25 protein-coding genes and 1 pseudogene are annotated in these 23,315 nt (G+C 63.4%); 10 read left to right on the top strand and 16 right to left on the bottom strand.

What is annotated here, in order from left to right:
- Window positions 1-230 precede the first annotated feature (230 nt).
- Complete coding sequence (locus AC3ANQ_RS22270; protein ID WP_488303051.1) at window positions 231-719, top strand: DUF732 domain-containing protein; 489 nt, start codon at window positions 231-233, stop codon at window positions 717-719.
- Window positions 720-1,398: 679 nt separating this feature from the next.
- Here AC3ANQ_RS22270 and AC3ANQ_RS22265 read toward each other — a convergent pair.
- From AC3ANQ_RS22265 to AC3ANQ_RS22255, 3 genes and pseudogenes are all read right to left on the bottom strand, one after another.
- Window positions 1,399-1,816, bottom strand: a pseudogene (locus AC3ANQ_RS22265) (recombinase family protein); the annotation flags it as partial.
- A 406-nt stretch (window positions 1,817-2,222) separates the two neighbouring features.
- On the bottom strand, window positions 2,223-3,248 hold the full coding sequence (locus AC3ANQ_RS22260) for a CU044_5270 family protein (RefSeq protein ID WP_488303050.1): 1,026 nt from the start codon (window positions 3,246-3,248) through the stop codon (window positions 2,223-2,225).
- Entirely contained in the window at window positions 3,211-3,807 is a 597-nt protein-coding gene (locus AC3ANQ_RS22255; protein WP_488303049.1) for an RNA polymerase sigma factor, read from the bottom strand. The genes AC3ANQ_RS22260 and AC3ANQ_RS22255 overlap by 38 nt, the downstream gene beginning before the upstream one ends.
- A gap of 307 nt (window positions 3,808-4,114) precedes the next feature.
- Here AC3ANQ_RS22255 and AC3ANQ_RS22250 point away from each other — a divergent pair, with 307 nt between their 5' ends.
- Both AC3ANQ_RS22250 and AC3ANQ_RS22245 read left to right on the top strand, forming a co-directional pair.
- Complete coding sequence (locus tag AC3ANQ_RS22250; protein WP_488302640.1) at window positions 4,115-5,308, top strand: IS30 family transposase; 1,194 nt, start codon at window positions 4,115-4,117, stop codon at window positions 5,306-5,308.
- A 208-nt stretch (window positions 5,309-5,516) separates the two neighbouring features.
- Entirely contained in the window at window positions 5,517-6,671 is a 1,155-nt protein-coding gene (locus AC3ANQ_RS22245) for an ATP-binding protein (protein ID WP_488303048.1), read from the top strand.
- 222 nt (window positions 6,672-6,893) lie between these two features.
- Here AC3ANQ_RS22245 and AC3ANQ_RS22240 read toward each other — a convergent pair whose 3' ends face one another.
- From AC3ANQ_RS22240 to AC3ANQ_RS22215, 6 genes are all read right to left on the bottom strand, one after another.
- Entirely contained in the window at window positions 6,894-7,148 is a 255-nt protein-coding gene (locus AC3ANQ_RS22240; protein WP_488303047.1) for a hypothetical protein, read from the bottom strand.
- Window positions 7,149-7,458: 310 nt separating this feature from the next.
- Window positions 7,459-7,614: a hypothetical protein gene (locus tag AC3ANQ_RS22235; protein WP_488303046.1), complete on the bottom strand. Its 156-nt coding sequence runs from the start codon at window positions 7,612-7,614 to the stop codon at window positions 7,459-7,461.
- Window positions 7,607-8,077 carry a pyridoxamine 5'-phosphate oxidase family protein gene (locus tag AC3ANQ_RS22230; RefSeq protein WP_488303045.1) on the bottom strand — a complete coding sequence of 157 codons (471 nt, stop codon included), beginning with the start codon at window positions 8,075-8,077 and terminating at the stop codon, window positions 7,607-7,609. The genes AC3ANQ_RS22235 and AC3ANQ_RS22230 overlap by 8 nt, the downstream gene beginning before the upstream one ends.
- 193 nt (window positions 8,078-8,270) lie before the next feature.
- Entirely contained in the window at window positions 8,271-8,765 is a 495-nt protein-coding gene (locus tag AC3ANQ_RS22225) for a VOC family protein (protein ID WP_488303044.1), read from the bottom strand.
- Between the two features lie 142 nt (window positions 8,766-8,907).
- Window positions 8,908-9,216, bottom strand: coding sequence for an alpha/beta fold hydrolase (locus AC3ANQ_RS22220; protein ID WP_488303043.1), 309 nt, complete (start codon window positions 9,214-9,216; stop codon window positions 8,908-8,910).
- Window positions 9,180-10,061: an epoxide hydrolase family protein gene (locus tag AC3ANQ_RS22215; protein ID WP_488303042.1), complete on the bottom strand. Its 882-nt coding sequence runs from the start codon at window positions 10,059-10,061 to the stop codon at window positions 9,180-9,182. The genes AC3ANQ_RS22220 and AC3ANQ_RS22215 overlap by 37 nt, the downstream gene beginning before the upstream one ends.
- 63 nt (window positions 10,062-10,124) lie before the next feature.
- Here AC3ANQ_RS22215 and AC3ANQ_RS22210 point away from each other — a divergent pair, with 63 nt between their 5' ends.
- A complete protein-coding gene (locus AC3ANQ_RS22210) occupies window positions 10,125-11,102 on the top strand; it encodes a helix-turn-helix transcriptional regulator (protein WP_488303041.1) in 978 nt (325 codons plus the stop codon).
- 215 nt (window positions 11,103-11,317) lie between these two features.
- Here AC3ANQ_RS22210 and AC3ANQ_RS22205 read toward each other — a convergent pair whose 3' ends face one another.
- Entirely contained in the window at window positions 11,318-12,775 is a 1,458-nt protein-coding gene (locus tag AC3ANQ_RS22205) for a purine-cytosine permease family protein (RefSeq protein WP_488303040.1), read from the bottom strand.
- A gap of 374 nt (window positions 12,776-13,149) precedes the next feature.
- A complete protein-coding gene (locus tag AC3ANQ_RS22200; RefSeq protein WP_488303039.1) occupies window positions 13,150-13,752 on the bottom strand; it encodes an Lrp/AsnC family transcriptional regulator in 603 nt (200 codons plus the stop codon).
- Here AC3ANQ_RS22200 and AC3ANQ_RS22195 point away from each other — a divergent pair.
- A complete protein-coding gene (locus AC3ANQ_RS22195; RefSeq protein ID WP_488303038.1) occupies window positions 13,642-14,289 on the top strand; it encodes an RBBP9/YdeN family alpha/beta hydrolase in 648 nt (215 codons plus the stop codon). The two genes, AC3ANQ_RS22200 and AC3ANQ_RS22195, sit on opposite strands and share 111 nt — an antisense overlap.
- 141 nt (window positions 14,290-14,430) lie before the next feature.
- Here AC3ANQ_RS22195 and AC3ANQ_RS22190 read toward each other — a convergent pair whose 3' ends face one another.
- From AC3ANQ_RS22190 to AC3ANQ_RS22180, 3 genes are all read right to left on the bottom strand, one after another.
- On the bottom strand, window positions 14,431-15,672 hold the full coding sequence (locus AC3ANQ_RS22190; protein WP_488303037.1) for a macrolide family glycosyltransferase: 1,242 nt from the start codon (window positions 15,670-15,672) through the stop codon (window positions 14,431-14,433).
- 94 nt (window positions 15,673-15,766) lie between these two features.
- Window positions 15,767-16,480: a DNA alkylation repair protein gene (locus tag AC3ANQ_RS22185; protein ID WP_488303036.1), complete on the bottom strand. Its 714-nt coding sequence runs from the start codon at window positions 16,478-16,480 to the stop codon at window positions 15,767-15,769.
- A gap of 33 nt (window positions 16,481-16,513) precedes the next feature.
- Window positions 16,514-16,660 (bottom strand): hypothetical protein, encoded by a 147-nt coding sequence (locus AC3ANQ_RS22180; RefSeq protein WP_488303035.1) that lies wholly within the window; start codon window positions 16,658-16,660, stop codon window positions 16,514-16,516.
- Between the two features lie 133 nt (window positions 16,661-16,793).
- Here AC3ANQ_RS22180 and AC3ANQ_RS22175 point away from each other — a divergent pair, with 133 nt between their 5' ends.
- Genes AC3ANQ_RS22175 through AC3ANQ_RS22160 form a run of 4 tightly spaced genes read left to right on the top strand, consistent with a single transcriptional unit; the run spans window position 16,794 to window position 19,912 of the window.
- Complete coding sequence (locus AC3ANQ_RS22175; RefSeq protein WP_488303034.1) at window positions 16,794-17,582, top strand: hypothetical protein; 789 nt, start codon at window positions 16,794-16,796, stop codon at window positions 17,580-17,582.
- Entirely contained in the window at window positions 17,582-18,331 is a 750-nt protein-coding gene (locus tag AC3ANQ_RS22170) for a LamB/YcsF family protein (protein ID WP_488303033.1), read from the top strand. Before AC3ANQ_RS22175 ends, AC3ANQ_RS22170 begins: the two co-directional genes overlap by 1 nt.
- Window positions 18,306-19,019, top strand: a complete 714-nt coding sequence (pxpB, locus tag AC3ANQ_RS22165) for a 5-oxoprolinase subunit PxpB (RefSeq protein ID WP_488303032.1) — start codon at window positions 18,306-18,308, stop codon at window positions 19,017-19,019. Before AC3ANQ_RS22170 ends, pxpB begins: the two co-directional genes overlap by 26 nt.
- Window positions 19,019-19,912: a 5-oxoprolinase subunit C family protein gene (locus AC3ANQ_RS22160; RefSeq protein ID WP_488303031.1), complete on the top strand. Its 894-nt coding sequence runs from the start codon at window positions 19,019-19,021 to the stop codon at window positions 19,910-19,912. Before pxpB ends, AC3ANQ_RS22160 begins: the two co-directional genes overlap by 1 nt.
- A 281-nt stretch (window positions 19,913-20,193) precedes the next feature.
- On the opposite strand, the gene AC3ANQ_RS22155 is transcribed toward AC3ANQ_RS22160, so the two are convergent.
- Complete coding sequence (locus AC3ANQ_RS22155; protein ID WP_488305393.1) at window positions 20,194-21,399, bottom strand: DUF445 domain-containing protein; 1,206 nt, start codon at window positions 21,397-21,399, stop codon at window positions 20,194-20,196.
- 200 nt (window positions 21,400-21,599) lie between these two features.
- Here AC3ANQ_RS22155 and AC3ANQ_RS22150 point away from each other — a divergent pair, with 200 nt between their 5' ends.
- Window positions 21,600-22,499, top strand: a complete 900-nt coding sequence (locus AC3ANQ_RS22150; RefSeq protein WP_488303030.1) for a glycerophosphodiester phosphodiesterase — start codon at window positions 21,600-21,602, stop codon at window positions 22,497-22,499.
- 15 nt (window positions 22,500-22,514) lie between these two features.
- On the opposite strand, the gene AC3ANQ_RS22145 is transcribed toward AC3ANQ_RS22150, so the two are convergent.
- A complete protein-coding gene (locus AC3ANQ_RS22145) occupies window positions 22,515-23,252 on the bottom strand; it encodes a fumarylacetoacetate hydrolase family protein (RefSeq protein ID WP_488303029.1) in 738 nt (245 codons plus the stop codon).
- Between the last annotated feature and the right edge of the window lie 63 nt (window positions 23,253-23,315).

Genomic DNA, 23,315 nt, shown 5'->3' with positions numbered 1-23,315 from the left:
GGCATTATTTTGGGGGGACGATGCAGACTCTTTCTCGCGTGGCCCCAAGTTGCCTTTTCTGGCCGAGTTCACGCCCCAATCCCCAGTTTGGCCCCCGCAGACTTCCCGGTTGATCGATCCAACGCGGACGGGCGAGTTTCTGTCGGGAACAGACTCGTGCAGATTGTCCGCGGCCGCGATTATCGGTACCAAGTCTGTGCTTCCCCCACCAAATGACCCTGAAGGATGCTATGAAAAAGCTCATCACTATCACTATGGTTTCAGCAGCACTCGCTCTCACCGCTGGCTGCGGAGGAGCCACGAGCCCATCGACTAATGGCGCTTCCGCCGTGGCTGCTTCGGCCGTGGCGACTCCGAGCCCGACGTCGTCGGTAGTCTCGGCAAGTCCTTCCGGCACCCGTATGGCTTCTGAATTCGCGGTTGGCAAGATGCCAGATGCAGACTTCGTGGCACTGGTCCGTAAACAAACCACCACGCTGGCCGCCCTCAGCGACGCGGACCTATCCGTCATGGGCCAGACCGCCTGTGCTGCCTTGGCCAATGGCGGGGCAACACAGGCGTCGCTCGTCACGCAGGTTATCAAATCCTCGAGCCAGCCGACGTTTGATATCACTGCGGGGGCAGCTGGCAAAGACTTCGGCTTCCTTCTGGGTGCCTCGACGTCGAACTACTGCCCGGACTCCAGCAGTGCCCTCGCGGCATTGTTCCCGGCGTCCTAGGGCTTAGGAGAGGCCAACACCGAGGGAACCTCTGAGGAGGGTAGCCACTGCTGCCTCTCCTCAGAGGTGTACGCCCAGCATGAGGTGGCCTGCGAACCAGTGAAATGGGGAATGGGGCCAATGCCCGGGTAAGTCACGTTAGTGATGTGTCTTCCCTGATTTGGCCGGCAGTTTTGTTCTTGAGCATTTCAATTCTGCTGCGACCAGGGTTTTCCGTTGTTGTTTCCCCACACGGCCTATCGAAGGGGGATTCGACAGCGTTATATTCCTCGCGGCTGCGGGTCGGGTAAGGGCATTAACACTCGAGATGCCCGGCTCCTCAGATGTCCGTCGCGGCCACGAGCCCCGGCCGGAGGGTGGCGGGGAGACCCGGCGGCCGAACCACAGGCGTCGTGCCGCTACCCCCTGGACCGAATCCTTCCGATTCTGTTGTCTTCCATGCCACGGGTTGCAAGACTGGCGATCGAGACACCCCGACATGTCGTTTTCCGAAGGCGAGTGCACGAATGTCCGAAGTCCTGCTTGTGACTGTAGGTTCGGAATGGCGGCTTTTTCACAGTTCGGTTTGGCGGTTCCAGCTGATCCCGATGACGAGGGTCATCGAAGTCGCCCGCGCCGGACGGTTGCGGCTACTGCGCTGGCGCCTTCGCTCGGGGCCGATGGAAATCACGCTAAGCGGTCAGGCGGGGTCGCCTGCTCGCTTAATGGCACGGTAGACGGTTGAACGCGCTACCGCGAAGAGTTCGGCAAGTTCCCGCGTCGTGTGCGTCCCTGCCCGGTGAACGGAGACCAGGTGTGCTTCCTGGTTTTTCGAGAGCTTGGGCCGCTTCTCCCGCAGGCGGCCCTTCGCCTTGGCGACCGCCATGCCCTCCCGAGTCCGTGCGCGGATCAGGTCGGCTTCGAAATCCCCGACTATGGCCAGGATGTTAAAGAGGAGCCGGCCCACGGGATCGGTCGGGTCATGGACGGAGCCCCCGATGCTCAGCTTGACTTCGCGGCGGGTGAGTTCGTCAACGATGTCCTTTGCATCGTGCAGCGACCGGGCAAGACGGTCGAGTTTTGGCCACGACCAGGGTGTCCCCGGCCCGGCAGGCGGCGGGCGTATCCGATGAGGAGTCCGGTCATGGTGTTGCAACGACCGTTTGAACTCGCCCCCCATCACCGGGCACTTTTGCGGGCGGGTCCTACGGGAATCGACCGGCCGCGGAAACGCGGCGATCGTGATCTGGAAATTTTGGGTGGCGCTTGCGCCGGTGGGGGACCGTCTTACGGGCACCCCAAGACAGGGTAACTGCGGCGAAAGGGTGCGCCCATGGTGGGGGAAGAGCGACCCGTGCGATAGTTGCGGAGATGTCCCTATAGTCAAGCCCTAGGGCAGAACCGGGCTTGCCGGGACTGCCCCGCCTTCTGTATCAGCTGCTACGACAGCGCGTCCGGTTCCACGAACTCGGACACGCTGTCGCTTGGCGTTCGATGTGGGACGCGCTCGGCCGGTCCCGCGTCTTAAGGCGCCGTGTCTGACACTGAGGTTTCGATGGTCGTCAACGTGGTGGCTGTCCCGGCTGGTATGGGCCCTTGAGCTTGGGTTAGGACTTGGCGTTCCCCGATTAGCAGACCAGTTTTGGGATCGATAATGATGTCCTGGCGAGTATGTGAAGCTTCTTCCACGCGCCCGATCGCGATGCCTTTGCGTCCACCCAGGGTGGCTTGGCCATCGGTGACTGTAACTCCTGGAATCAGTGCTGCGGCTTTATACAGGGCGGCCCGGAGATCTGCGGGAACCATGCCCGTGCGCAGCAGATCAGCAATAAAGACCAATGCCTCGCCATCAATGGATTGGCCTTGCCCCACGGTCTTCTTGAAGATGTTGTTCAGGAGCATGTGCGGATCCCTGGGGAACGACGCCAGGTAGTCAGTCGAAGGGAATCCGGACTGGACCGGCGATGACCCATAGAAGCCCCCGTTTGCTCCCCGCAGAACATATGCCTTTGGTTCGTCCAGTTGGATACTTTTGGCGTGCTCTTTGGATGCTTCGTCAAAGAACGTTGTCGGGATCCGGCCCGAACGTTCCCAGACCCACTCGCCGGTGCGATCGGCGGGGATGTACATCGTCATGTTTTCGGTATCAAGCCATTGAAACTGCTTGCCGCTTTCGTCGGTTGAATAGGAACCCCACACATTGCTGCTCTGAATCTTCAGGAATTGACCTGGGTTTACTACCGGGTCGGCCGTTTCGATCGTCGTTTGGGCGGCATCGTTGAGCACCTGCGCAGCTTGGGCTGTTGCAGCACCGCGCCAGCCCGTGGGTCCGAGCACGTCGCCTGCCACAAGGGCGGCCACAATTGCTGCCGTCGCCAAGGAGATGATTCCTACCCTCTTAGCGGTCCGCCGGCGGTGTGTGGGTCGGGCGCGTGGCAGGGATGGGTCGATGCGGCGGAGCAGCGTCTTGCGGCCATCCTCTACTGCGGCGTCGGTGGCGACAGGTGTCTTGTCACGCATTGCCTGCAGGAGCGTTAACTCGTTCATCATCAGTCTCCTTGTCATCGAATTGGTGAAGGGCAGCAGCATCGCGAAGAATGCGCCGGGCCCTGTTGAGTCGTGACCTAACGGTGCCCACCGGCACGCCGGTGGCCAGTGCAATCCCGTCATATGTGAGGTCTGCCCAGGCGTAAAGCAAAAGACACTCCCTGTCGGCGGGAGAAAGCTTCCGCATGGCCGCGGCAATCTGAGCTGTGGCAGCGGCAGCGTCCAGACGTTCGGCTACCCGGTCGGTTCCGTCGCCGTAGCTGTCCCGGCCCGCTGCCTTCGCGAATGCTTTGAGCCGTCTTGCCTCGGTGCGGTGGTGGCGGCGAAGTAGGTTGGTTGCGATACCAAAGAGCCAGGGCCTGGCGTCTTCCCACTGGTGATCGAAGGATTCCCGGCTCTCAAAGGCAACCAAGAAGGTCTGCGCCATGACTTCATCGGCCACAGACTCACCCGCCCTGGTCGCGGCGTACCGGTGCACTGCGCGGCAGTACTTGTCGTACAGCGCAGTGAAAGCCTCGGGGTCATCGCGGGATCTATGGAGTAATTCACTGTCGGTCGTCACAAGCTGTATTGCCCCTTGAGGGAAAAAGAGTTCACGGCAGTCTAGTTGGGGGCTTTCCCAGGACTCGCTTCCGGTGTTCGAGTGTCAGATATTTCACCGGAATGAACACGGGTGAGCAGTATAGGTTTCTTCCGTACGCCTAAGAGCTGCGCGACAGCGATGGATTCTGCTGCCGCGGAACAGTCGAGATAGCGGCTGAAGTGAGGGCCGGCCCGTAGCCCCAACTGAGCAAATCCCAACATGTCCGGTGAGGGATGGCGAGTTCAAACGGTCGTTGCAACACCCCTTTTATTGTGAGGTGTTGTGCATGTTGTCGAAGAAGGAACGGATCGATAAGGAGGCCCGGTTCTGGGTGCTGATGGCCCAGGGCTCGACCCTGATCGCGGCGTGCGAGGCTGTAGGAGTGGATCGACGAACTGGGCGGCGTTGGCGCCAGGCGACCGGCGGGCGGATCCCGCGCAAGAAACCCGAACCTTCGGGCCGATACCTGTGCCTGGAGGACCGGCTGCAGATCGCGGACCTGCACATGTCCGGGACCAGTGTGCGGGCGATCGCGGGACAGCTCAAGCGGTCGGCCTCGACAGTCAGCCGTGAGCTGCGCCGTAACGGCCCCGGGACGGGCGCGCGGGGACGGGGGAAGTATGCGCCGTACGCGGCGCAGAAACGAGCCGAGCTGCGCGGACGCCGGCCCAAGGCCAGCAAGTTCGATGACCCGGAACTGGCATCCTTGGTACAGGCCAGGTTGTGCGTGAAGTGGAGCCCTGAGCAGATCAGTGACGACCTCGCCATGACGTTCCCGGACCGGTCGGAGATGCGGGTGTGTCCCGAGACGATCTACCAGGCGTTGTATGTGCAGGGCCGCGGTCACCTGCGCGCTGACCTGCACCAACACTTGCGCACGGGCCGCGCCGTGAGGCGGCCAAGACGCTCCACCGGCAAGCGGGCGGGGAAGATCCCGGACATGATCTTGATCAGCGAACGACCCGCCGAGGTCGCCGACCGCGCCGTGCCCGGGCACTGGGAAGGGGATTTGGTGCTGGGGTCGAACTGCCGCTCGGCCATCGCCACCTTGGTGGAGCGCCAGACCCGGTTTACGATGCTGGTCCACCTGCCCGATGACCACGGCGCCATCGCTGTCCGTGACGGCCTGCTGGCGGCGATCAAGTCCCTGCCGCAGCACCTGCGTAAGTCGCTGACCTGGGATCAGGGCACCGAGCTGGCCCAGCATCGCCAGATCACCGTGGCGACCAGGATGGACATCTACTTCTGCGACCCGCACTCACCCTGGCAGCGTGGAACCAACGAGAACACCAATGGGCTCTTGCGCCAGTACTTCCCCAAGGGCACCGACCTGTCCGCGCACTCACCCGAGCGGCTGCTCGAAGTCGCCGCCGAACTAAACGCCAGGCCCCGCAAGACCCTGGGCGGCATCACCCCCGCCCAGGCCATGGAACGGCTACTATTTGAACCAGAAAAACCCGCCGTTGCAACGACCGCCTGAATTCGCCGATCCTCCACCGGACACCTCGACTATGAAGATCGGAGAGAACTGGGCCGGATATGTAGGAGTCTCCGGCTGGCCATCATTCGGCCGCCCCGGCCAAGTTGTAGCACGGGGCGCTGCGCGTTCGTTTCCGTGGAAGAGGTTTGGAGCTTTATCGTTTGTTATAGAGATATTGTTCTATAACAAACGATAATGAGAGGTGCTTATGCAGCCCAGTCCATACACACCCGGTGAGATCGCGCGCACGATTCCCGGCCGGGTCCAGCAGCTGGCCGACTTCGATGAACGGCTTTCCTATCTGGTGGACCTGCGGCGCCTTGTAGGCAGGATCCGCGTCGATCATGCTCCCCGCGGCTTCGGGAAGACGTCCTTGCTGCGCCAATACCAGCGCCGTGCGCAGGAGCGCGGCGTACTCACAATCTGGGTCACGGCAGGGGAAAGTGGCGGCCTCATTCCACAGGTCGCCGCCGAGGTCTCACGGGCAACGGCAGGATGGCGCGAGGAGGCCCGCAAGGCCGTCCATTCGCGCCTCGAGAGCCTCACTGTGCGCATCGGCCTGCCTGGTATTGCCGGAGCGGACGCGACCCTCCGCACCGCAGAGGACGCGTCGGCTCCCGCGGACAGCCGGGCCTTCGAAGCGCTGGTGCGAGCCGCGGCCGCCGGTGACGGTCACAGCGGACTGGTGATTCTCATCGACGAGATCCAGTCAGCAGACCCCGAGGGCCTTCGCACACTCGCGTACACATGGCAGCATCTGCAGGCTGAGGGGGCGGACGTGCCCGCGGCGGTCCTCACCGCCGGGCTTCCGAATGTTTCGGACGCCGTCGCTGCCGCGGTCACGTTCAGCGAACGGTTCGCCTACCGGCCGCTCCCACCGCTCGAGCCTGCTGCTGAAGAGCTTGCTCTCGCTGTCCCGGCGCAAGAGCTCGGGGTGCACTGGGAACGGGACGCGCTTGAGGAAGCCGTCGCGGTCGCGAGCGGCTATCCCTACATGGTCCAGCTCATCGGAGACGCCGCTTGGGCCGCAGCCGGACGCCCGGACCCGGGCGTGGTTATCACCGCTGCCCACGTGCGCATCGGACGCGACGCCATGGAGGCAGATTTGGAGGCCCTCTTCCGAGCGAGGTGGGCTAACGCCTCCGCTGGGGAACGCGACTTCATGGCTGCGATGGCCTCGATCGCTGACGACGCGGTCCGCCGCACCGACGTTGCAAGGATCCTTGGTGTGAGCAGCGAAAGCCTCTCCGTGCCCCGCGCGAGGCTGATCGACAAGGGATTCCTCCAAGCCAGCCGACGCGGCACCCTCGAATTCACCATTCCCGGATTCGCACAGTTTGTCCGCGACCTCGGACAGGACTAGGGGCTGTCGACCCCTTTTGGCCAAGGCTCGGCAGCCCTTAGTCCTGCCCGAGGATCCAGCGAAAACCTGCCCCGTCTCCCTGGGATGACACTCTCGGCACGCATGCCAAAGCGGTCACCCGTTCCTTGGCGTCCGCTTGGCCGAACCGCTTGCGCGCATATTGCGCGTCTGGGCTCAGGAGTCGTGAGGCTGAGTCTCCGTTGGCCCCGTGCTGCCGTGCGCTTACGGAATTGTGAAAGGAAGAATGACCATGGCTAAGACCGCTATCACCCCACAGGCAAGCGCGACGGCGGTGACAATCCTGAGCGGGAGGCTCTTGATCTCATTGCCGTCTTTGTCGAATAACCGCAGTCCCCTACCAGGCGGATAGGACACGGGTCCGCGGCGCTTGGCCAATAAATAGTAGACAACGCCTGCAGCAACGACGCCGAGTAGCGGAATAATTCTGAGGAACCATATAGCCAGTTCACGTGACATTCGCTCTAGCTCCTTGAACCGGTAAGGAGATCGGTGCTTCCCGTACTCACATGGGACGCTCCTATGGAACCGCTGTCAATGGGCCTTCTCTGGGTCGCAACCCGAACCCTCTGCGGCACGGTCCACTAGGATCCTTCACCGGGCGCTGACTCGTTCAACGTCTCGGCCGCGGTCGACGCTGCCGGGGCGTACTCTCGTCGGGATCGAGGAGCAGGTCTGATTTTCTGTAGAGTGAGACTTGCTCAGGGCATGGACGTGCGGTTTGCGGTCAAGTCTGGGCCGGGCATCGGTCTACCTGGCCTGAGTCTGCCTACTCCCGATAAATCTGCTCGGCGTACGACGGCCCGTAATAGGACTCAAGCTCCTCCAACGGGGTTTCGGGTTGCGTGTAGGCCTTCGAGAGCACCGCGATGCTCGGCAGTCCGTCTGTATCCCAGGTCTCGGGCTGCCACAGCCCGCTACGCAAGAACGCTTTGCCGCAGTGGGTGAACACTTCCTCCACGGAAACCACCACGGCGGCCCGCGGCCGGTGCCCTTTTGACCACCATCAGGTCGAAGAAGCCGGCATCGCGGACAATTTGTGCCGTCCCGTTGATCCGCAAGGTATCCGTACGACCCGGAACCACGGAAAGTATGCCGACGTTTGGGTTCTCCAGGATGTTGTGGAAGCCGAACACGAGCTTGTTGCCTGGACGTTCCGGGATAGCGATGGTGTGGTCATCCAACACCCGGATGAAACCGGCAGGATCGCCTTTCGGTGAGGCATCCACACGACCATGCGCGTCCGTCGTCGAGATGACGCAGAAGGGGCTGGCGGCCAGCCATTGCCTGTCGAAATCGCTGAGCGAGGTGCGCACCTTCCGGCGCACACGCTTGAGCGGCAGCCCGATCAGGTCTTCGAGTTCGTCAGCGCTAGAGATGGTGTCCATGCCCCAAGCCTAAGTTGCGGGCCAAACCGGCGGCTTATGGACGCCGGGTTGGCCGTGAGCAAAATCCGTTGCCCAATCCTTCAGCGTGCACATCGTGGAAGCCAGGGGCGTCGCATCGATTAAGGCAGGGGGTTGGTCGCTGAAAGGGAGGCGAGGCTCGGGGAGGGCGCCCGACGTGCCTCGACCGTGTGCGTCAGTCGATCCGTCTGGACCTCATCTCGGTGTCGAAGGACTCCTGCGCCGAACGGATCTTGGTCAGTTCGCCGTGGTCTCCGAAGGCGGTCTGCATCTCGGATTCAGAGACGTCCCGCTGGTGGGTTTGCACCCACCAGACGTTGCCGATGGGGTCGCGGAGGCGACCGCCGCGATCGCCGGTGATGGCGGACTCCATCACGTCGGTGACAATGACGGCTCCTGCGGTGACCGCACGATCGATGGTGGCGTCCACGTCGTCCACATATGCGCTGAGAAAACTTGGCGTGGCCGGCCAATCCGGCGATGCGTCGAAGGTCATCAGTACCGACGATCCGATCTTTGCCTCGGCGTGCCCGATGCTCCCGTCCGGGTTGGGGACCCGGAGGTAGACGTCGGCGTCGAAGGCCTTCTCGATGAACGCGAGGAAAGCCCCGGCACCGTGCGCCACGATGTAGGGGGTCAGGGTGGCTTTGCCACCAGGAATACTTGTCACCAGAATCTCCATTCAGCGGAATGCGTTTGTTTTGCCCACACCATGCGGGGCAAATAGGTCAGCTGTTGTCCTGATTGAGAGTGCGCCGGGGCTCCGACGCGGCCGCGCACACTCGCTGGCGACCGCGTCGTGATGCCGGCAGTTACTGCGCGGAGCGCAACGTTGCGAAGAATGTGCGAATGTCGCCGGCTACGAGTGATGGCAGCTCCAGGGCGGCGAAGTGTCCGCCTTCTTCGAATCGGCTCCACTGCACGATGTTTGAGTTGTCGCGCTCGGCGAAGACCCGGATCGTCTGGAAGTCGTCCTTGAAGACTGCGACGCCGGTGGGGGCTGCGTTCACGCGTGGCTCGGCCTGGGTGCGGGCGTTTTCGTAGTAGCTTCGGCTCATGCCTGCCGCGGCATTCGCGAACCAGTTTACGGTGACTTCAGTGAGGATTTTCTCAAGCGGCACGAGCGAGGTGCCGTTGCCGAAAGAGTTGAACAGCTCGCTGTAGGCCAGCAGTCCCACCGGCGAGTCGCTGAGGCCGCCGCGACGGTCTGTGGCCGGCTCGTGTTCATGGTGTTGTAGCCCCCGACGGACTGGAACCACTGCATGTGCGCGAGGCCTGCATGGTCTTGCGGTTCGAGCCGTTCGAACTCGCTCGGGTCACCCGACGGGAACGAGAAGAGCTGCAGTACGTGGAGGCCGAGGAATCCGTCGGGGTTCAGCAGCCCGAGCTCGCGGGCCACCATCGCGCCGTTGTCGGAACCATGGATTCCGTACTGGGCGTATCCGAGCCCGCGCATGAGGACGTCATAGGCGCGGGCCACGCGTGCGGTGGTCCAGCCGGCGTCGGCGACGGGGGTGGAGAAGCCGTAACCGGGAGCATCCGGGATCACCACGTCGAAGGCGTCCTCTGCACGGCCGCCGTGTGACACAGGATCGGTGAGTTCCTCGATCATGTCGAGGTAGTCGATGGATGATCCGGGGTAGGTGTGCGCCAGGAGGAGCGGTGTTGCGCCCGGATGCGGTGAGCGCACGTGGATGAAGTGGATCTGCTGCCCGTCGATGTCGGTCGTAAAGTGCGGCACGGCGTTGATGCGCGCTTCCTCGGCACGCCAGTCGAAGCTGGTGGTCCACACGTCCAGGGCCTCGCGTAGGTAGGAGTTCGGGGTCCCGGTGTCCCAGTCGTCACCGGGTGCTGCTTGGGGCAGCCGGGTCCGGGCGAGGCGTTCCATGAGGTCTTCGAGTTCGGCCTGGGGAACGTCGAGGCGGAAGTTGCGGATGTCGATGCTGGTGTCTGTGATGTTCGTCATGCCTACGACGGTACGGTGCATATAGGAACCGTTTCTTCCTAATGGAAGCAGGAATCTCACCCGATGTCCTCCACAGCTGAACGCCTCCTGGCGCTCCTCTCTCTTCTGCAGTCCCGGGCCGACTGGACGGGCGCCGACCTCGCCGCACGCCTCGGCGTTTCCACGCGCACCATGCGCAAGGACATCGACCGTTTGCGGGAGCTCGGCTACCCGGTCGAAGCGACCCGCGGGGCTGCCGGCGGCTATCGTCTCGGTGCCGGCGGCAAACTCCCGCCGCTCCTCCTCGACGACGAGGAGGCCGTCGCCGTCGCAATCGGCCTGCGTTCGGCAACCGGCATCGCCGGCATTGCAGAATCGAGTGCCCGCGCCCTCGCGAAACTCGAGCAGGTGCTGCCGTCGCGGCTGCGGCCAACCGTCACGGCTCTCTCGAAAGTCGACCGTGCGCCCGAGAACATCGGAACGGATGCCCCCGACCCCGAAGTCAACCACTCGGTCCTCGCCGCCATTGCCGCCGCGATCCGCGACGTCGAATGGTTCCGGTTCGATGACCGCGGCACATCCATGCTCGTGGAACCCTATCGTCTGCTGAACTGGCAGCGGCGCTGGTACCTGGTGGGGCGTGACCCGAAGTCGGCTGAATGGGGCGTCTTCCGCGCAGACTGGATAGAGCCGCGGATGCCCACCCGCCGCCGGTTCTCTCCCGCCAAGCTGCCAGGTGGCGACTACACAGCCTTCGCGATGCGTTCGATCGCCGCAAGCGGGTGGAAAGTGCACGCACGCCTCCGCATCGCCGCGCCCGCCGAGGCCGTGCTGGCCCGGATCAACCATGCGGTGGGGGTCGTGGAGTCGATCTCCGACACCGAATCCGTGCTGGTCACCGGCGCCGACAGCCTTGAGACCATCGCCGCGTACATCGGTATGCTCGGCATGAATTTTACGGTTGAGTCACCAGCGGCCCTGGTGCCGCACCTGAGGCACCTTGCAGACGTCTATCTCCGGGCGGCCAACGGCGAACCGCCTACGGGCCCTCCAAACGAGTAATTACCAGCGCCGTCCCGTTTGCCTGACTCTTTTCCCAGAGTGAGGAGCTTAGCGGAACCCGTTGTTCGTGCAGGTACTGGTCAACGGGCTGCCTGGGTCGGCCCGTCGCCGTGACTGGAGCAATTCGAGGATGTCATGCCGACGGCGGGTTAAGCACGACGGCGCCGCTCGCCTCGGTGGGGCGCGGCGCCGTCGTCCGTCAGCGGTCCGTGGTGCTACGGCATCACGTGCTCGTGCGCGGCGATGTCGAGGGCGGCTTCTTCAGCTTCTGCGACCTCGCTTTCGGCCGCGACATTCGTCTTACGCGCGAGAAGCCAGTAGAGCACGGCGGCGACGGGCAGCCCGATGAACAGGGAGATGTCTGCCCCGCTCATCGCCTGGGCCACGGGACCGACGAAGAGCTTTCCAGCGGAGAAGAAGGGAACCATGACCGCGAAGCCGACGAGGTAGGAGATGATGCCGGGCCAGCCCCAGCGGCCGTAAATGCCGTTGGGCTTGAAGATCTCGGCGATGGCGTAGTGGCCCTTCCTGACGACGAAGTAGTCCGTGAGATTCACTGCGGTCCAGGGGATGAAGAAGTACAGCACCAGCAGAAGGAAGTCGTTGAAGTTGGCCAGGAAGTCGTCGGAGGCGATGTTGGCGAGGACCACGGAGATGGCGGCGGTGATCGCGATGGTGACGATCCGCAGCTTGAGGGTCGGCTTGATCTTCCGGAGGCTGTCGATTGAGGAGATGAGGGTCAGCGAGCCGCCGTACATGTTCAGCGCAGTGACGGAGACGAGGCCGAGGGCGGCGATGAAGAGCGCGATCGAGCCGAAGCCGCCGAAAAGCTTGTCCGCCGTGGCCTGGATAGATCCAATGGTGTCGAAATCCTTGCCCGCGGAAGAGGCGATGAACGCTCCGAGGAACATCACCCAGATTCCGCCGAGCGCGCTGCCCCAGAAGGTGTAGCTGAAGGTTCGGCGCGCGGCGCTCGGCGGCAGGTACCGGGAATAGTCCGAAACGTAGATCGCCCACGAAATCTGGTATCCCGCGGCGACACCCAACTGGGCGAGGAAAGGCACCGGCTGGAAGTCGCCGAGGTTGAGCGCATCGGCAGGTAGGTCGAGCTTGGTGAGTGCCGCTATGGTCAGCAGCGCTAGCATCGCGATCGTGAGATAGGTCAGGTAGCGCTCGAAGCGGTGGATCAGGTCGTACCCGAAAAGGGCGACGACGACGGCGACTACCGTCACGACCCAGAACCATAGGTTGTCCGAACCGACGTGAACGGAGCCAGCGATGGCCTGCCCGGCCAGCACCGTGTTGAAGATGTTGAAGCCTGCGTACTGGAGGTAGGCAAAGAGCCAGACCAGGAGAGCGCCGACGTAGCCGAACTGCGGGCGGGACTGGATCATTTGAGGCAGACCCAGTTGAGGCCCCTGAGAGGAGTGGGCCGCCATGAAGAGCGTCCCGACGAGCACACCGATGGCGATCGCGATCAGGGACCAGATCAGGTTCCCGCCCGTTGTGATGCCGATGAGCCCCACCGCCAGCGTGGCGATCTGCGCGTTGCTCATGAACCACAGCGGCCCAATACTGGAGACTTTCCCGTGGCGCTCGTCCAACGGGACGTAGTCGATAGAGCGGACTTCAAGTCCGCCGCTTTGGGCCTGGCCCGTTGTTGAGGTGGTCAAAATCCATCTTCCCTTGAACTCGAGTCGGCCCCTCTGGGATCCGACCGCTGCCAATGATGGCAGCCGCGCGCACATTGTGATTTGCACAACATTCGAATTAGAGACTAAGGGCACCGTGACCGACCTGAATATGTGCGTTTGCACGGTCGAGCTACCCGGCACCTAGGCAGACGCACCATCAATAGCCGCAATATTCAACCAATGTTCCGTATTTATAAACTATGGGGCCGAACGGCGCCCGATGGGTGGCCGGCGAAGTGCTCATCTGCGAAGTGCAGTTTGATTCAGGACCGGCGTGACGGCTTGAACCAGGACCACCCCGCGAGTTGCCGATTGCTTGTGGTGAGGGAGACGGGGCGATTTGTTGGCCAGCTTTACTGCAGGTCTCGGCCGGGAAGGGTGTAGTCGCGCAATACCAGGGAAGTTGTGACCGGGCCGAAACGGGCGATGGCGTCAACAATGGTCTCAAGCCTTAACGCATCAGAGACAAAGAGGTCGAGCAGAAAGCAGTCCTCACCGGTAAGCCGGTAGATTCGAACAATCTCGGGCAGCCCGGCGAAAAGTTCCAGGGCCGGAGCGATGCTGGCTTGCGTTGTCCGGAGCCGCGCGACGGCATGAATCGTAAGTCCGAGCCGTTGGTGGTCCAGCTCGGCGTGGTAGCCGAGGATGACTCCTGATTCTTCAAGCCGCTTGATCCGGGCTGAAACGGCAGGCTGGGACAGATTGACCCGTCGTCCAATATCGGCGCCACCGGCTCTGCCTTCGTGCCGGAGGATACTGATAATTTCAAGGTCCGTTTGGTCAAGTGAACTACTGTGTTTCTCCACCATTTGATTATGAATCATCAGATCGACAGGCCCCGGCTTATGCAGCATGCTTCCATGAAGCTTGTACTGAACGCTCTGCGGCATCGTGAGATTGGAATATTCATGCGCTACCTTATGGTTCCGGGAATAGGCGGTTCGGAGGATTCTCATTGGCAGTCTCTATGGGAACAGGAACTCAAGCCGCTGGCTGACCGCATCGAACCGGCCTCTTGGGACGAACCCGACGAGAGGAACTGGATCTCTTCTATTTCCGCTAAAGCCTCGGCTGAGACTATCTTGGTCGCTCACAGCCTTGGCTGCCTCGCGGTGGCGTCTTGGCTTGTGAACGCAGCTGAAGGCGCAGCGACCGGAGCATTTCTCGTCGCACCACCGGACCGTCACGGCTCGCTGTTCCCTTCCGCTGCCCATTCTTTCTCGTCGCGCCTGACACGCCTGTCCGTGCCAACGCTGGTCATAGCATCCACAACCGACCCCTATGCGACCTTGCCGGCAACTCGGGATCTGGCAGCCAGATGGGGAGCGAGGCTCCTCGTTGCCGGACCGCTCGGCCACATCAACGCCGCGAGCTCCCTAGGACGCTGGGACACAGGCCGCGATCTCCTGGAAGCCTTCAGCGCCGGTCTGGGGACCACAGACCAATACCGGGACCAATGGCCCCATGAATCAAGAGCCGGAGTCTCGAGATGATCGGCAGCGTTGACGAAGTAGTATTCGGCTGCAGAACCCGGTTGCGCGTGCGAAGTTCTGGTCCTCGATCCATTCATCGATTCCCCGGACACGTCTGGCGTTCCAGCACGTTCCCGAAACGGGGCAATTCAAAAACCGTATTCACGTCGAAGATGGAGCGAGGAAGTCCTCGATTGCGTCGGCAGCTGCGGGTGCTCCTCCGGAACCGCGGACGCGTGCGCCCATTGCGTCGAGGTTGCCCCGAATCGCCGGATCCTCGCTGACTTCAATGACCGTTTCCCGAATCAGTTCGGGAGTGAGCCCTTCAAGAGGGAGGCGGCGGCCGAGTCCCAAGTCCTCCACCCGGCGCGCGTTGGCCTGCTGTTCTGGCTGCAGCGGGAAGGCCACCAACGGCACCGCAAAGTACAGCGCCTCCATGGTCGAATTCATCCCGGTGTGGGAGAGGAATGCGTTGGCATGGCTCAGGACTTGCAACTGCGGAAAGAAAGGACGTACGTCAAAGTTATCCGGGATGTCCCCGAGCTCGGACGCCTCGACCCGGTCGCCGATCGCCATGGCTACCTGCCATGGGGTGCCGGCAAATCCTTCGAGGCACATCCTGAAGAAATCCGGCCGGTCATTCAACGGGGTAGTGCCCAATGAGATAAACAGCAGTGGCGAGTCCTCGGCCCGGGGCCGCCAGGCCTCCTCGTTTCCCCGCGGACCGAGGCAGGGGCCCACGAAGTGGAACCTGGCATCGAAAGTCTCTCCCGAGGGCTGGAATTCCCTCGGGATGAAGGAGATGTTCAACGATGCAGGGGGACCTCCCATGAATTGCAGATGGCCCACACCCTGTTCGGCGGCGAACTCATGGATCCGCTGGCCCACCTGTTTCCAGGCTTCGAGCATGTCAGCCGACGGCGGAGCCGGCATGAGGTCCCTCATCGAGAAATGGTCATTGGTGGCATAGCTCGGAAGCAACGCAATATCTGGCAAGGCCAGCTTCGCGGCAGCCATCTTGCCCGACAAGGTCATGGCGTCGTAGCAGATCCCGTCCGGCGGGTCCTCCGCGAGGCGGGCCAGCAGTGTGGGGAATTCCTTCTTCGCGCCCTCAAGAATCCGCTCCAGCAGTCCCGACATCATCCCGGATCCCATTCCGGCAAACATGCCCGTCATGGGTGACGGTGCCGGACCGCCATCAGCGGAACCTAGGCGTCGGGGGAGGAACGTTGCAAGATCTTCTCCGCTGGGAAAGAAGGCGGCGCCGGCAGATTCAACCGCCTTCGCGTACTTCGGCGACGTCGCATAGGTGACCCGGTGGCCACGCTGGACCAGCTCTGCAACCACTGGCAAGGTCGGGTTCACATGGCCCGACGCCGGCAGACAGATGAAGGCTATGTGCATGGCCGCCATCCCCTCCGGCTCCCACCCTTCGCAAGCTCAGGCCGGGGCCCTCGCCGGAGTGGGCCCACCAACCGGTCACGGAACAGCGGACGCTTCATTTGGAAAGATCAGTGCCGTGGACGCTGCGCCGGCGCGATTTCAATCCGGTCTCGAGCTTGGTACGCACCTCGCGCTTCACTCGGGCGGCGAGCTCGGTCTCATGCGATTCCAGGAAGGTTCGGACGGCGCGCGGATCCCACGGCACCAAGGACCGCAACGCCCAGCTGGCTGCCTTGACTACGGTGTCGTCGCGATCATTGATCAAGATGCCGACGACGGCGAGCGTGCGTTGCGTATCACCGGTTCCCCACCGCGACCTGGTGTTGAGCACAGTGGTGGAAACAAGCGCGATACGACGCCACCAGTGGTCCGGGCTCCGTGCCCATCCGTCGACGTCGGAGTCCGAGATGAGCCCTTCGCGCCACGCGGGCCCCACCAAGATGGTCGCGAAGGCATCGGCCTGGCCCCAGGAGGCGATGCCTGCCCCCAGCTCTTTCAAACGGGCCGGCGTGAGTTCGGCGAAAGCCGCACGATGGGCATTGATGAACTCCCATCCCTCCCACTCAAAGCCGGCTTCCACCAGGCCTTCGGCGAGACTGAAGACGACCGCGGCGTCCAGAGTGGAGATCTCCGCCGAAACTCTGCGGCGGACGGCACGGAAGCTCGCGGCGTCGTGCTTCTCCAAAGCGCGCAGTTCCTCGAGGACGCGCGCCAACAATTGCCCCGGGTGGGTATCCCCCGGGGGGACGAGCACTCCGTGCGAAGCCACTTCTAGCCCCAGGATTGCGTAGGCTGAACGCTATTATTCCGGGGCGTCGTCGGTATCCGGCCCTTCGGCAGGTTCCTGGCTATGAAGGCCGGTATCGTGGGACACCCAGCCCTCGGTTTCCCCTTCGGCAGGGGCGTCACTGTGGTGGCGGACGTCGTTGGGCTCTGCTGACTTCTTCATTCCGGATACTTCCTGTCCTTCGGTGGACTGTTCCCGCGAACGCCTTAAAGTCTACGCCGGGGAGGGGGCGCGTGGCCTAGGCTAGGCCAAGGAACTAACGCAAGAATCCAACGGCTGAATGCAGAGGTGAAGAATGGCCAAGCGACCCAATCCGGCAGTGAAGATTGCGCAGGAAACCGCCCATAACGCCGTGTTCGACGCCAACGGCAACACCAAGCCCGGTGTCCACAATGTGCTGCTTCGCGCCGTCGAGGTACAGCGTCCCCTTGTCCTGGCGAACCTGCGTCGTCTGCAGCGCAAACACCCGCAGGCCACCGCGGCGCAGCTGGCCGCCAAACTGGAGCGCGACTACCTCGCCGCAGTCACTGGCGGGGGTGCCGCCGTCGGGGCGACCGCCGTCGTGCCCGGCATCGGTACGGCGGCCTCGCTGGGCCTGTCGGCCGTGGCCACCATCGGCTTCCTGGAAGGCACCGCGCTTTACGCCGCTTCTTTGGCCGAACTCCACGGCATCCGCCTGACCGATCCTGACCGTGCCCGCACCATGGTCATGGCTATCATGCTCGGCGAAGAGGGCACCGCCCTGCTCGGCTCGCTCAGCGGCCAATCGCTTGGCAAGGGCAAAGGCGTGACCCAGGCCTGGGGCAAGACCCTAACCAAGAAGCTGCCCGGCGGCGGATTCGGGGTCATTCGTGATGCCATCCAGCGCGCCTTCCTCAAGAGGCTGGTCAGGCGCCAAGGCGCCGCTTTCCTCGGCCGCGCGCTGCCTTTCGGCGTCGGCGCCGTGGTGGGCGGAGTCGGGAACCGCATCATGGGGCGTGCGGTGGCGGCCGCGGCGAGGGAAGCATTCGGTCCCATGCCGGACACCATCCCGGGCGAGCTGGTCCCAGCCGCCCGCCAGAACGCGCTGGAAGGCGGAAAATAGTGGATCTCAACGCTGATTCGGGGGAGTCGTTCGGCTCCTGGATCATGGGGAACGACGCCCCGATGTTCCGGATTGTCAGTAGCGCCAACGTCGCTTGCGGCTTCCATGCCGGCGACCCAGTGACCATGCTGGACAGCTGCCGTGCGGCCTTCGAACTCGACGTCCGTGTAGGCGCCCATGTGGGCTACCGCGACCTGCACGGCTTCGGCCGTCGTGCGATGGATATGTCCTTCGATGAGCTCTTCGGCGACGTCCTCTACCAGCTCGGTGCCCTGGACGGCATGGCCCACGCGGTGGGCGCCTCCGTGGACTACGTGAAACCGCACGGCGCTCTTTACAACAGGATCGTCCACGACGTGGAGCAAGCAGAAGCCGTAGTTGCCGCCGTGCACGCCTACGATCCCGGGCTTCCCGTCCTTGGCCTGCCGGGTTCCGCGTTCCTGCGCCTCGCCGAAGAATCCGGCCACCCGGTGTTCCGGGAGGCTTTCGTGGACCGCGGCTATATGCCGGACGGCACCCTGGTGCCGCGCTCGCAGGAAGGCGCACTGGTGCACGACGCCGCCACCGTGGTTGAGCGGGCCGTGCGCTTTGCTGTGCGGGGCGAGGTGCTGGCCGTGGACGGAACTGTGGTGCGCGTGAAGCCCGACTCGCTGTGCATCCATGGCGACACCCCTGGTGCTGTTGAGCTCGCTGCGGCGGTGCGCGCCGGCCTTGAGGAAGCTGGTGTGGAGATTGAATCCTTCGCCTGAGGTTCTTGGTTCGCGCGGCGCTGGTTCGCCCGGCGCTGGTTCGCGCGGCGTCAGCGGCCGGGCCCTTTTGCCCTGCGGGGACAGCGCATTCTTGGTGGAACTGCCGGACCTCAATGCAGTCGTAGCGTACTATCGTGGGCTGACCGGGGCCGGCGCGGCCGCGAGCCTTTCCCTACCGCGGGGGATCATCGACGTCGTGCCTGCCGCCCGGACTGTCCTGGTCACCTTCGATCCTGGGGCAATCCGTCCCGCAGAGGTCCGCGACTGGCTGGAATCCGCCGAGCCGGCACGCGACGCCGTCAGCTCGGGCCGGGAAGTGACCATCGAGGTGTCCTACGGAGGCCCCGACCTTGCCGAGACGGCACAGTTCCTCAGCATGAGCGAGGCCGAGGTGGTCGAGCTTCACACGTCCTCGGAATGGACGGCCGCTTTTTCCGGCTTTGCGCCCGGCTTCGTCTATCTGGTCACGACGCATGAGCGGCTCCGCGTCCCGCGTCGGAACACCCCACGCACCGCTGTGCCAGCCGGCGCTGTTGGTCTTGCGGGCGAGTTCAGCGGCGTCTACCCACGATCTTCGCCGGGCGGCTGGCAGCTGATCGGAACCACGACGGCGGCACTTTGGGATGCGTCCAAAGCGGACCCCGCGCTGATCCGGCCGGGCGACGTGGTCCGGTTCGTGGAGGCCTGATGGCGATTGTGGTGGTGAACCCCGGCCCGCTCACCCTGGTGGAAGATCTCGGCAGGCAGGGCTGGGCTTCCTTGGGACTGAGCCCTTCCGGCGCCTTGGACCGGCAGTCTCTTCGCCTCGCCAATCTGCTGGTGGGAAATCCTGTGGAGGCGGCCGGGTTGGAAATATTGCTGGGCGGGCTGCGCTTGCGGTTCGTCACGGCGTCGACTGTTGCGGTGACAGGTGCCGAGGGAATCGTGACACTCAATGGTGCCGAAATGTCCTTGAACCAAGCCGTCCGCGTGGCTCCGGGAGCTGTGCTGGATTTCGGGGTTCCGCTGTTCGGACTGCGATACTACCTTGCTGTCCAGGGCGGGATCGATGCGCCCAAACTCCTCGGCTCAAGCAGCACGGACATGCTTTCCGGCGAAGGCCCGGCGCCGCTGAAATCGGGGGAGCAGTTGGGGATCGGCCGTGTTTCGTTGGACAACGGTTCAGGATTCAGTACGGGCCCTTGGCCTCTCAACAACGTAGCCGCAGTTCCTGCCATCCGCCGCGCTCCTGATCCCGGGCGCGCCATCACTGCCCGCGTGGATCGCGGCCCGCGTGCAGACTGGTTCGACCACGACTCCTGGCGCCGCCTCGTCAGCCAGGACTGGATCCTGTCGCCTGATTCCAACAGGATCGGCGCCCGACTGGTGGGCCGACCGCTCACCCAGACTCGGCACGAGGAACTGCCCAGCGAAGGCATGGTGCTAGGCGCACTGCAGGTGCCGCCGTCGGGCCTACCCACGGTATTCCTGGCTGATCATCCCGTGACGGGCGGCTACCCGGTGATTGCCGTGGTGCGCCGCACGGATCTGGACTTGTTGGGTCAGGCCCGCCCGGGCCAGCGGATCCGTTTCCTGGGCTGAGGGTCCCCTTCACTGGACATGCGCCTCCGAGCCACTCAAAAGTGGACATGTCCCTTCCTGGTGCCCGCGCCGCGTTGGACATGCCCCTCTGGCTGCGAGGAGTGGACATGTTGGCATTATGTCCGTTGGTGGGTAGTTGGAGTGGGCATGTCCCATTCTTGCTACTGGGTACGCCGCGTTGGACATGTCCCTTCCTGGCTGCGAGGAGTGGACATGTTGGCATTATGTCCATCGCTTGCCGCTAGGGGCGGGCATGTCCCTTCCTGGTCGAGGGGCCCGCGTCAGCCGAATACCAGGTGCGCCACGGTGAAGATCGCCAGCCCGGCCAGGGAGCCAACCACAGTGCCGTTGATACGGATGTATTGCAGGTCCTTGCCCACCTGGAGCTCGATCTTTTGCGATGTTTCCTCGGCATCCCAGCGCGCCACGGTGTCCGTGATGACCCCGGCGATCTCCGAGCGGTACGTGTTCACGAGGTACCCGGCAGCGTCACCGATCCAGGCATTGACCTTGCCCGCCAGTTCGTCGTCGCTGACAAGCCGCGAACCGAAGTCCCGCACGGCGCTATTGAAACGCTGTGTCAGCTCGCTATCGGGATCGTCGACGGCGGTGAGCAGCGCGTTCTTGATAGTGCCCCACGTGCGGGAGGCTAGTTCGCGGACCTCGGGATCGCCAAGGATCTGGGTTTTGATGCCCTCGGCCCGGGCAATCATTGCAGGATCGTGCTGCAAATCCTGGGCGAGATCGTTGAGGTATGTATCGATCGATTGGCGCACTTGGTGATCGGGATCCTGCTGCACCGCCCGGACGAACTTGGCGATCTCGTTGTAGACCCTGTCGCCCACGATGTCGTCCACGAAGGACGGAACCCACAGGGGAGAACGGTCGGAGACGAGCCGGTTCACCGTGGAGTGGTTCGCTTCCACCCAATCCGCCGCGCGGTCAACCAGCAGGTCCACGAGCTTATGGTGGTGGCCGTCGGCAAAGATCCGTTCCGCCATCCGGCCCACGGGCGGTCCCCATGGCGGAGTGAGCACGTGCTTGCGGACCATGCCCTCGATTACTGCCTGGACGTCGTCGTCGTTCAGCACGGTGAACGCGCCACGGATCAGCGCTGAACCCTCCTTAGCGACGCGCTCGGCGCCGCCCGGGGAAGCGAGCCACGTGCCGGCTTTCCGGGCGATGTCCACGCTCGCGAGCTTCTCCTGGACCACCTGCTCGGACAGGAAATTTGTCTCCACGAACTCCCCGAGCGAGGCGCCGATCTGGTCCTTGCGCCGAGGAATGATGGCCGTGTGCGGGATTTTGAGGCCCATGGGGTACTTGAACAGCGCAGTGACTGCGAACCAGTCGGCCAAACCTCCCACCATGCCGCCCTCGGCAGCTGCCCGCACATATTCCATCCACGGATACTGCTTTTGCAAGGCGAAAGCGGCTGTGAAAACTACAGCCATGACGATCAGGAGCGCCAGCGCCACCGACTTCATCCGACGCAAGGCAGCCGCCTTTTCAGCGTCACCGTTCCGTTGCCCGACGCCGGCCGCAACCGTTGAGGCGGTCCTGGCACCTGTGTGCCGGGGGGCTTTTTCCGGGAGGGCGCTGTCTGTCGCCGGGATTTGTTCAGAGTTCACCTGCATGTGCCCAGCGTAGCCCTGTGGCTGTCATCGGCGTGGGCTAACGTGTCCCCATGACGAATGACAAGCCTGGTCGCCCAGACGAAAGCACGGAGCAAAACCAGCGGCCCATGGTCTACGCCCACCGCGGAGCCAGTGCCGCGTTCGCGGAGCACACGCGTGCCGCGTACCTGAAGGCAATCGCCGACGGCGCCGACGGGGTCGAGTGCGATGTGCACCTGACCCGGGACCAGCACGTTGTCCTGCTCCACGATGCAAACCTGGACCGTACCTCTGACGGAACAGGCCCGGTGGCCGAAAAGACGCTGGAAGAGCTCCGCCAACTCGACTTCTCCTCCTGGAAAGGGGCGAGGATTCCGGAGCAGTACGGCGCAAAGTCGGAGCAGCTGCTGACGCTCGCTGAACTGCTGGAGGTCCTGCGCGGCGCCGGCAGGGACATCGGCCTGGCCATTGAGCTCAAGCACCCCAGCCCATACCAGCTCAAGCTTGAAGACCGCGTGCTGGAGCTCCTGCGCAGTGAAGGGTGGAACCCGGAGACGTCCATGCTGGACAACATCCAGGTTTCCTTCATGAGTTTCAGCCCGGATTCCGTCAAGCACTTGCTCCAGTTCGTTCCCGCGGAGCACATTTGCCAGCTAGTGGATGACGTCACGGTGGAAGAAGTCCGCGATGAACTTGGCTTGGGCGTCATCACCGGGGGAGCTGTGGCCAACGTAATGAAGGCGGCCCAGCAGGAGGGCGAACGGATCCTGGACGACTGCGAAGTCGGACTGGCTGGCCCGGGTATCGACTACGTCCGCAAACACGCCCGCACCGTTCAGCGTTGGCTGGAATCAGGCCGACGCTTCCGGGTGTGGACCGTTGATTCGGAAAACGATGTTGCCCTCTGCCAAGGCCTGGGAATCCACGAGATCACCACCAACAAGCCGGCGCAGGTTCTCGCCCAGCTTTAGGGTCCCAACTGCCAGTCAGATGACCGTGTTGCTGAGGGTTCCGATGCCGCCCAGCGTGATGTCCACCCTGTCGCCGGGCTGCACAGCCACGAAAGTGTTCGGTGCCCCCGTCATGATGATGTCGCCGGGCTCCAGGGTCAGCCATTCAGTGACGTAGACAAGGCAATCCGTGATGGAGGACGGCAGGTTGAAGGAACCGGAGCGGGCCTTGACTTCGCCGTTGACCACTACCTCGGTGCTGACGTTGTCCGGATCCTCGACGTCGGTCTCGATCCAAGGGCCCAGCGGTGTGTAATTGGGTCCGGACTTGCCCTGGAACAGTTTTTCGTCGATCTGGTTCTGGTCCACGTTGGTGACGTCGTTGACCACGGTGTATCCGAGGATGTGGCTCAAGGCGTTCTCGGCTGTGAGCTTCTCCGCCCGCTTTCCGATGACGGCAGCCAGTTCGCCTTCCACGTTCACCGTGCCTGCGCCGCGTACGGCAACAATGTCATCACCGGGGCCGGCGATGCTGTGGACAGACTTGTGCCAGGCTTGGATGGGCAGCACGTGGTTGTTGTTCCCCAGGTTGTGCCCGATTCCAAGCACTACGGAAGGCCGGACCGGAGCCAAGAGCACGGCCTGGTCGGCAGAACTGGATTCCCCCGTGTAAGAGAGGGTCTCGGCAAAAGGATCTTCAATGTGATCCCAGTTTCCGTTGCGCAGGACTGCGTGCGTGGGGCCGGAAGGGGTCTGTAGTCGGGCGATGCGCATGGAACTCCTCGTTGAATTTCAGCCGGACCCACTTGCCGGGCCGATTGTCCTGGCCGGCGGCCG

The organism is Arthrobacter sp. DMZ02-1R (assembly GCF_057747935.1).
This window is presented reverse-complemented; position numbering and strand designations above follow the sequence as displayed.

Coding starts and splice junctions, on each gene's coding strand:
- AC3ANQ_RS22270 (WP_488303051.1), top strand. CDS start 231: ATGAAAAAGCTCATCACTATCACTATGGTTTCAGCAGCACTCGCTCTC.
- AC3ANQ_RS22260 (WP_488303050.1), bottom strand. CDS start 3,248: ATGATGAACGAGTTAACGCTCCTGCAGGCAATGCGTGACAAGACACCT.
- AC3ANQ_RS22250 (WP_488302640.1), top strand. CDS start 4,115: ATGTTGTCGAAGAAGGAACGGATCGATAAGGAGGCCCGGTTCTGGGTG.
- AC3ANQ_RS22245 (WP_488303048.1), top strand. CDS start 5,517: ATGCAGCCCAGTCCATACACACCCGGTGAGATCGCGCGCACGATTCCC.
- AC3ANQ_RS22240 (WP_488303047.1), bottom strand. CDS start 7,148: ATGTCACGTGAACTGGCTATATGGTTCCTCAGAATTATTCCGCTACTC.
- AC3ANQ_RS22230 (WP_488303045.1), bottom strand. CDS start 8,077: ATGGACACCATCTCTAGCGCTGACGAACTCGAAGACCTGATCGGGCTG.
- AC3ANQ_RS22215 (WP_488303042.1), bottom strand. CDS start 10,061: ATGACGAACATCACAGACACCAGCATCGACATCCGCAACTTCCGCCTC.
- AC3ANQ_RS22210 (WP_488303041.1), top strand. CDS start 10,125: ATGTCCTCCACAGCTGAACGCCTCCTGGCGCTCCTCTCTCTTCTGCAG.
- AC3ANQ_RS22195 (WP_488303038.1), top strand. CDS start 13,642: ATGCAGCATGCTTCCATGAAGCTTGTACTGAACGCTCTGCGGCATCGT.
- AC3ANQ_RS22200 (WP_488303039.1), bottom strand. CDS start 13,752: ATGAGAATCCTCCGAACCGCCTATTCCCGGAACCATAAGGTAGCGCAT.
- AC3ANQ_RS22190 (WP_488303037.1), bottom strand. CDS start 15,672: ATGCACATAGCCTTCATCTGTCTGCCGGCGTCGGGCCATGTGAACCCG.
- AC3ANQ_RS22180 (WP_488303035.1), bottom strand. CDS start 16,660: ATGAAGAAGTCAGCAGAGCCCAACGACGTCCGCCACCACAGTGACGCC.
- AC3ANQ_RS22175 (WP_488303034.1), top strand. CDS start 16,794: ATGGCCAAGCGACCCAATCCGGCAGTGAAGATTGCGCAGGAAACCGCC.
- AC3ANQ_RS22160 (WP_488303031.1), top strand. CDS start 19,019: ATGGCGATTGTGGTGGTGAACCCCGGCCCGCTCACCCTGGTGGAAGAT.
- AC3ANQ_RS22155 (WP_488305393.1), bottom strand. CDS start 21,399: ATGAAGTCGGTGGCGCTGGCGCTCCTGATCGTCATGGCTGTAGTTTTC.
- AC3ANQ_RS22150 (WP_488303030.1), top strand. CDS start 21,600: ATGACGAATGACAAGCCTGGTCGCCCAGACGAAAGCACGGAGCAAAAC.
- AC3ANQ_RS22145 (WP_488303029.1), bottom strand. CDS start 23,252: ATGCGCATCGCCCGACTACAGACCCCTTCCGGCCCCACGCACGCAGTC.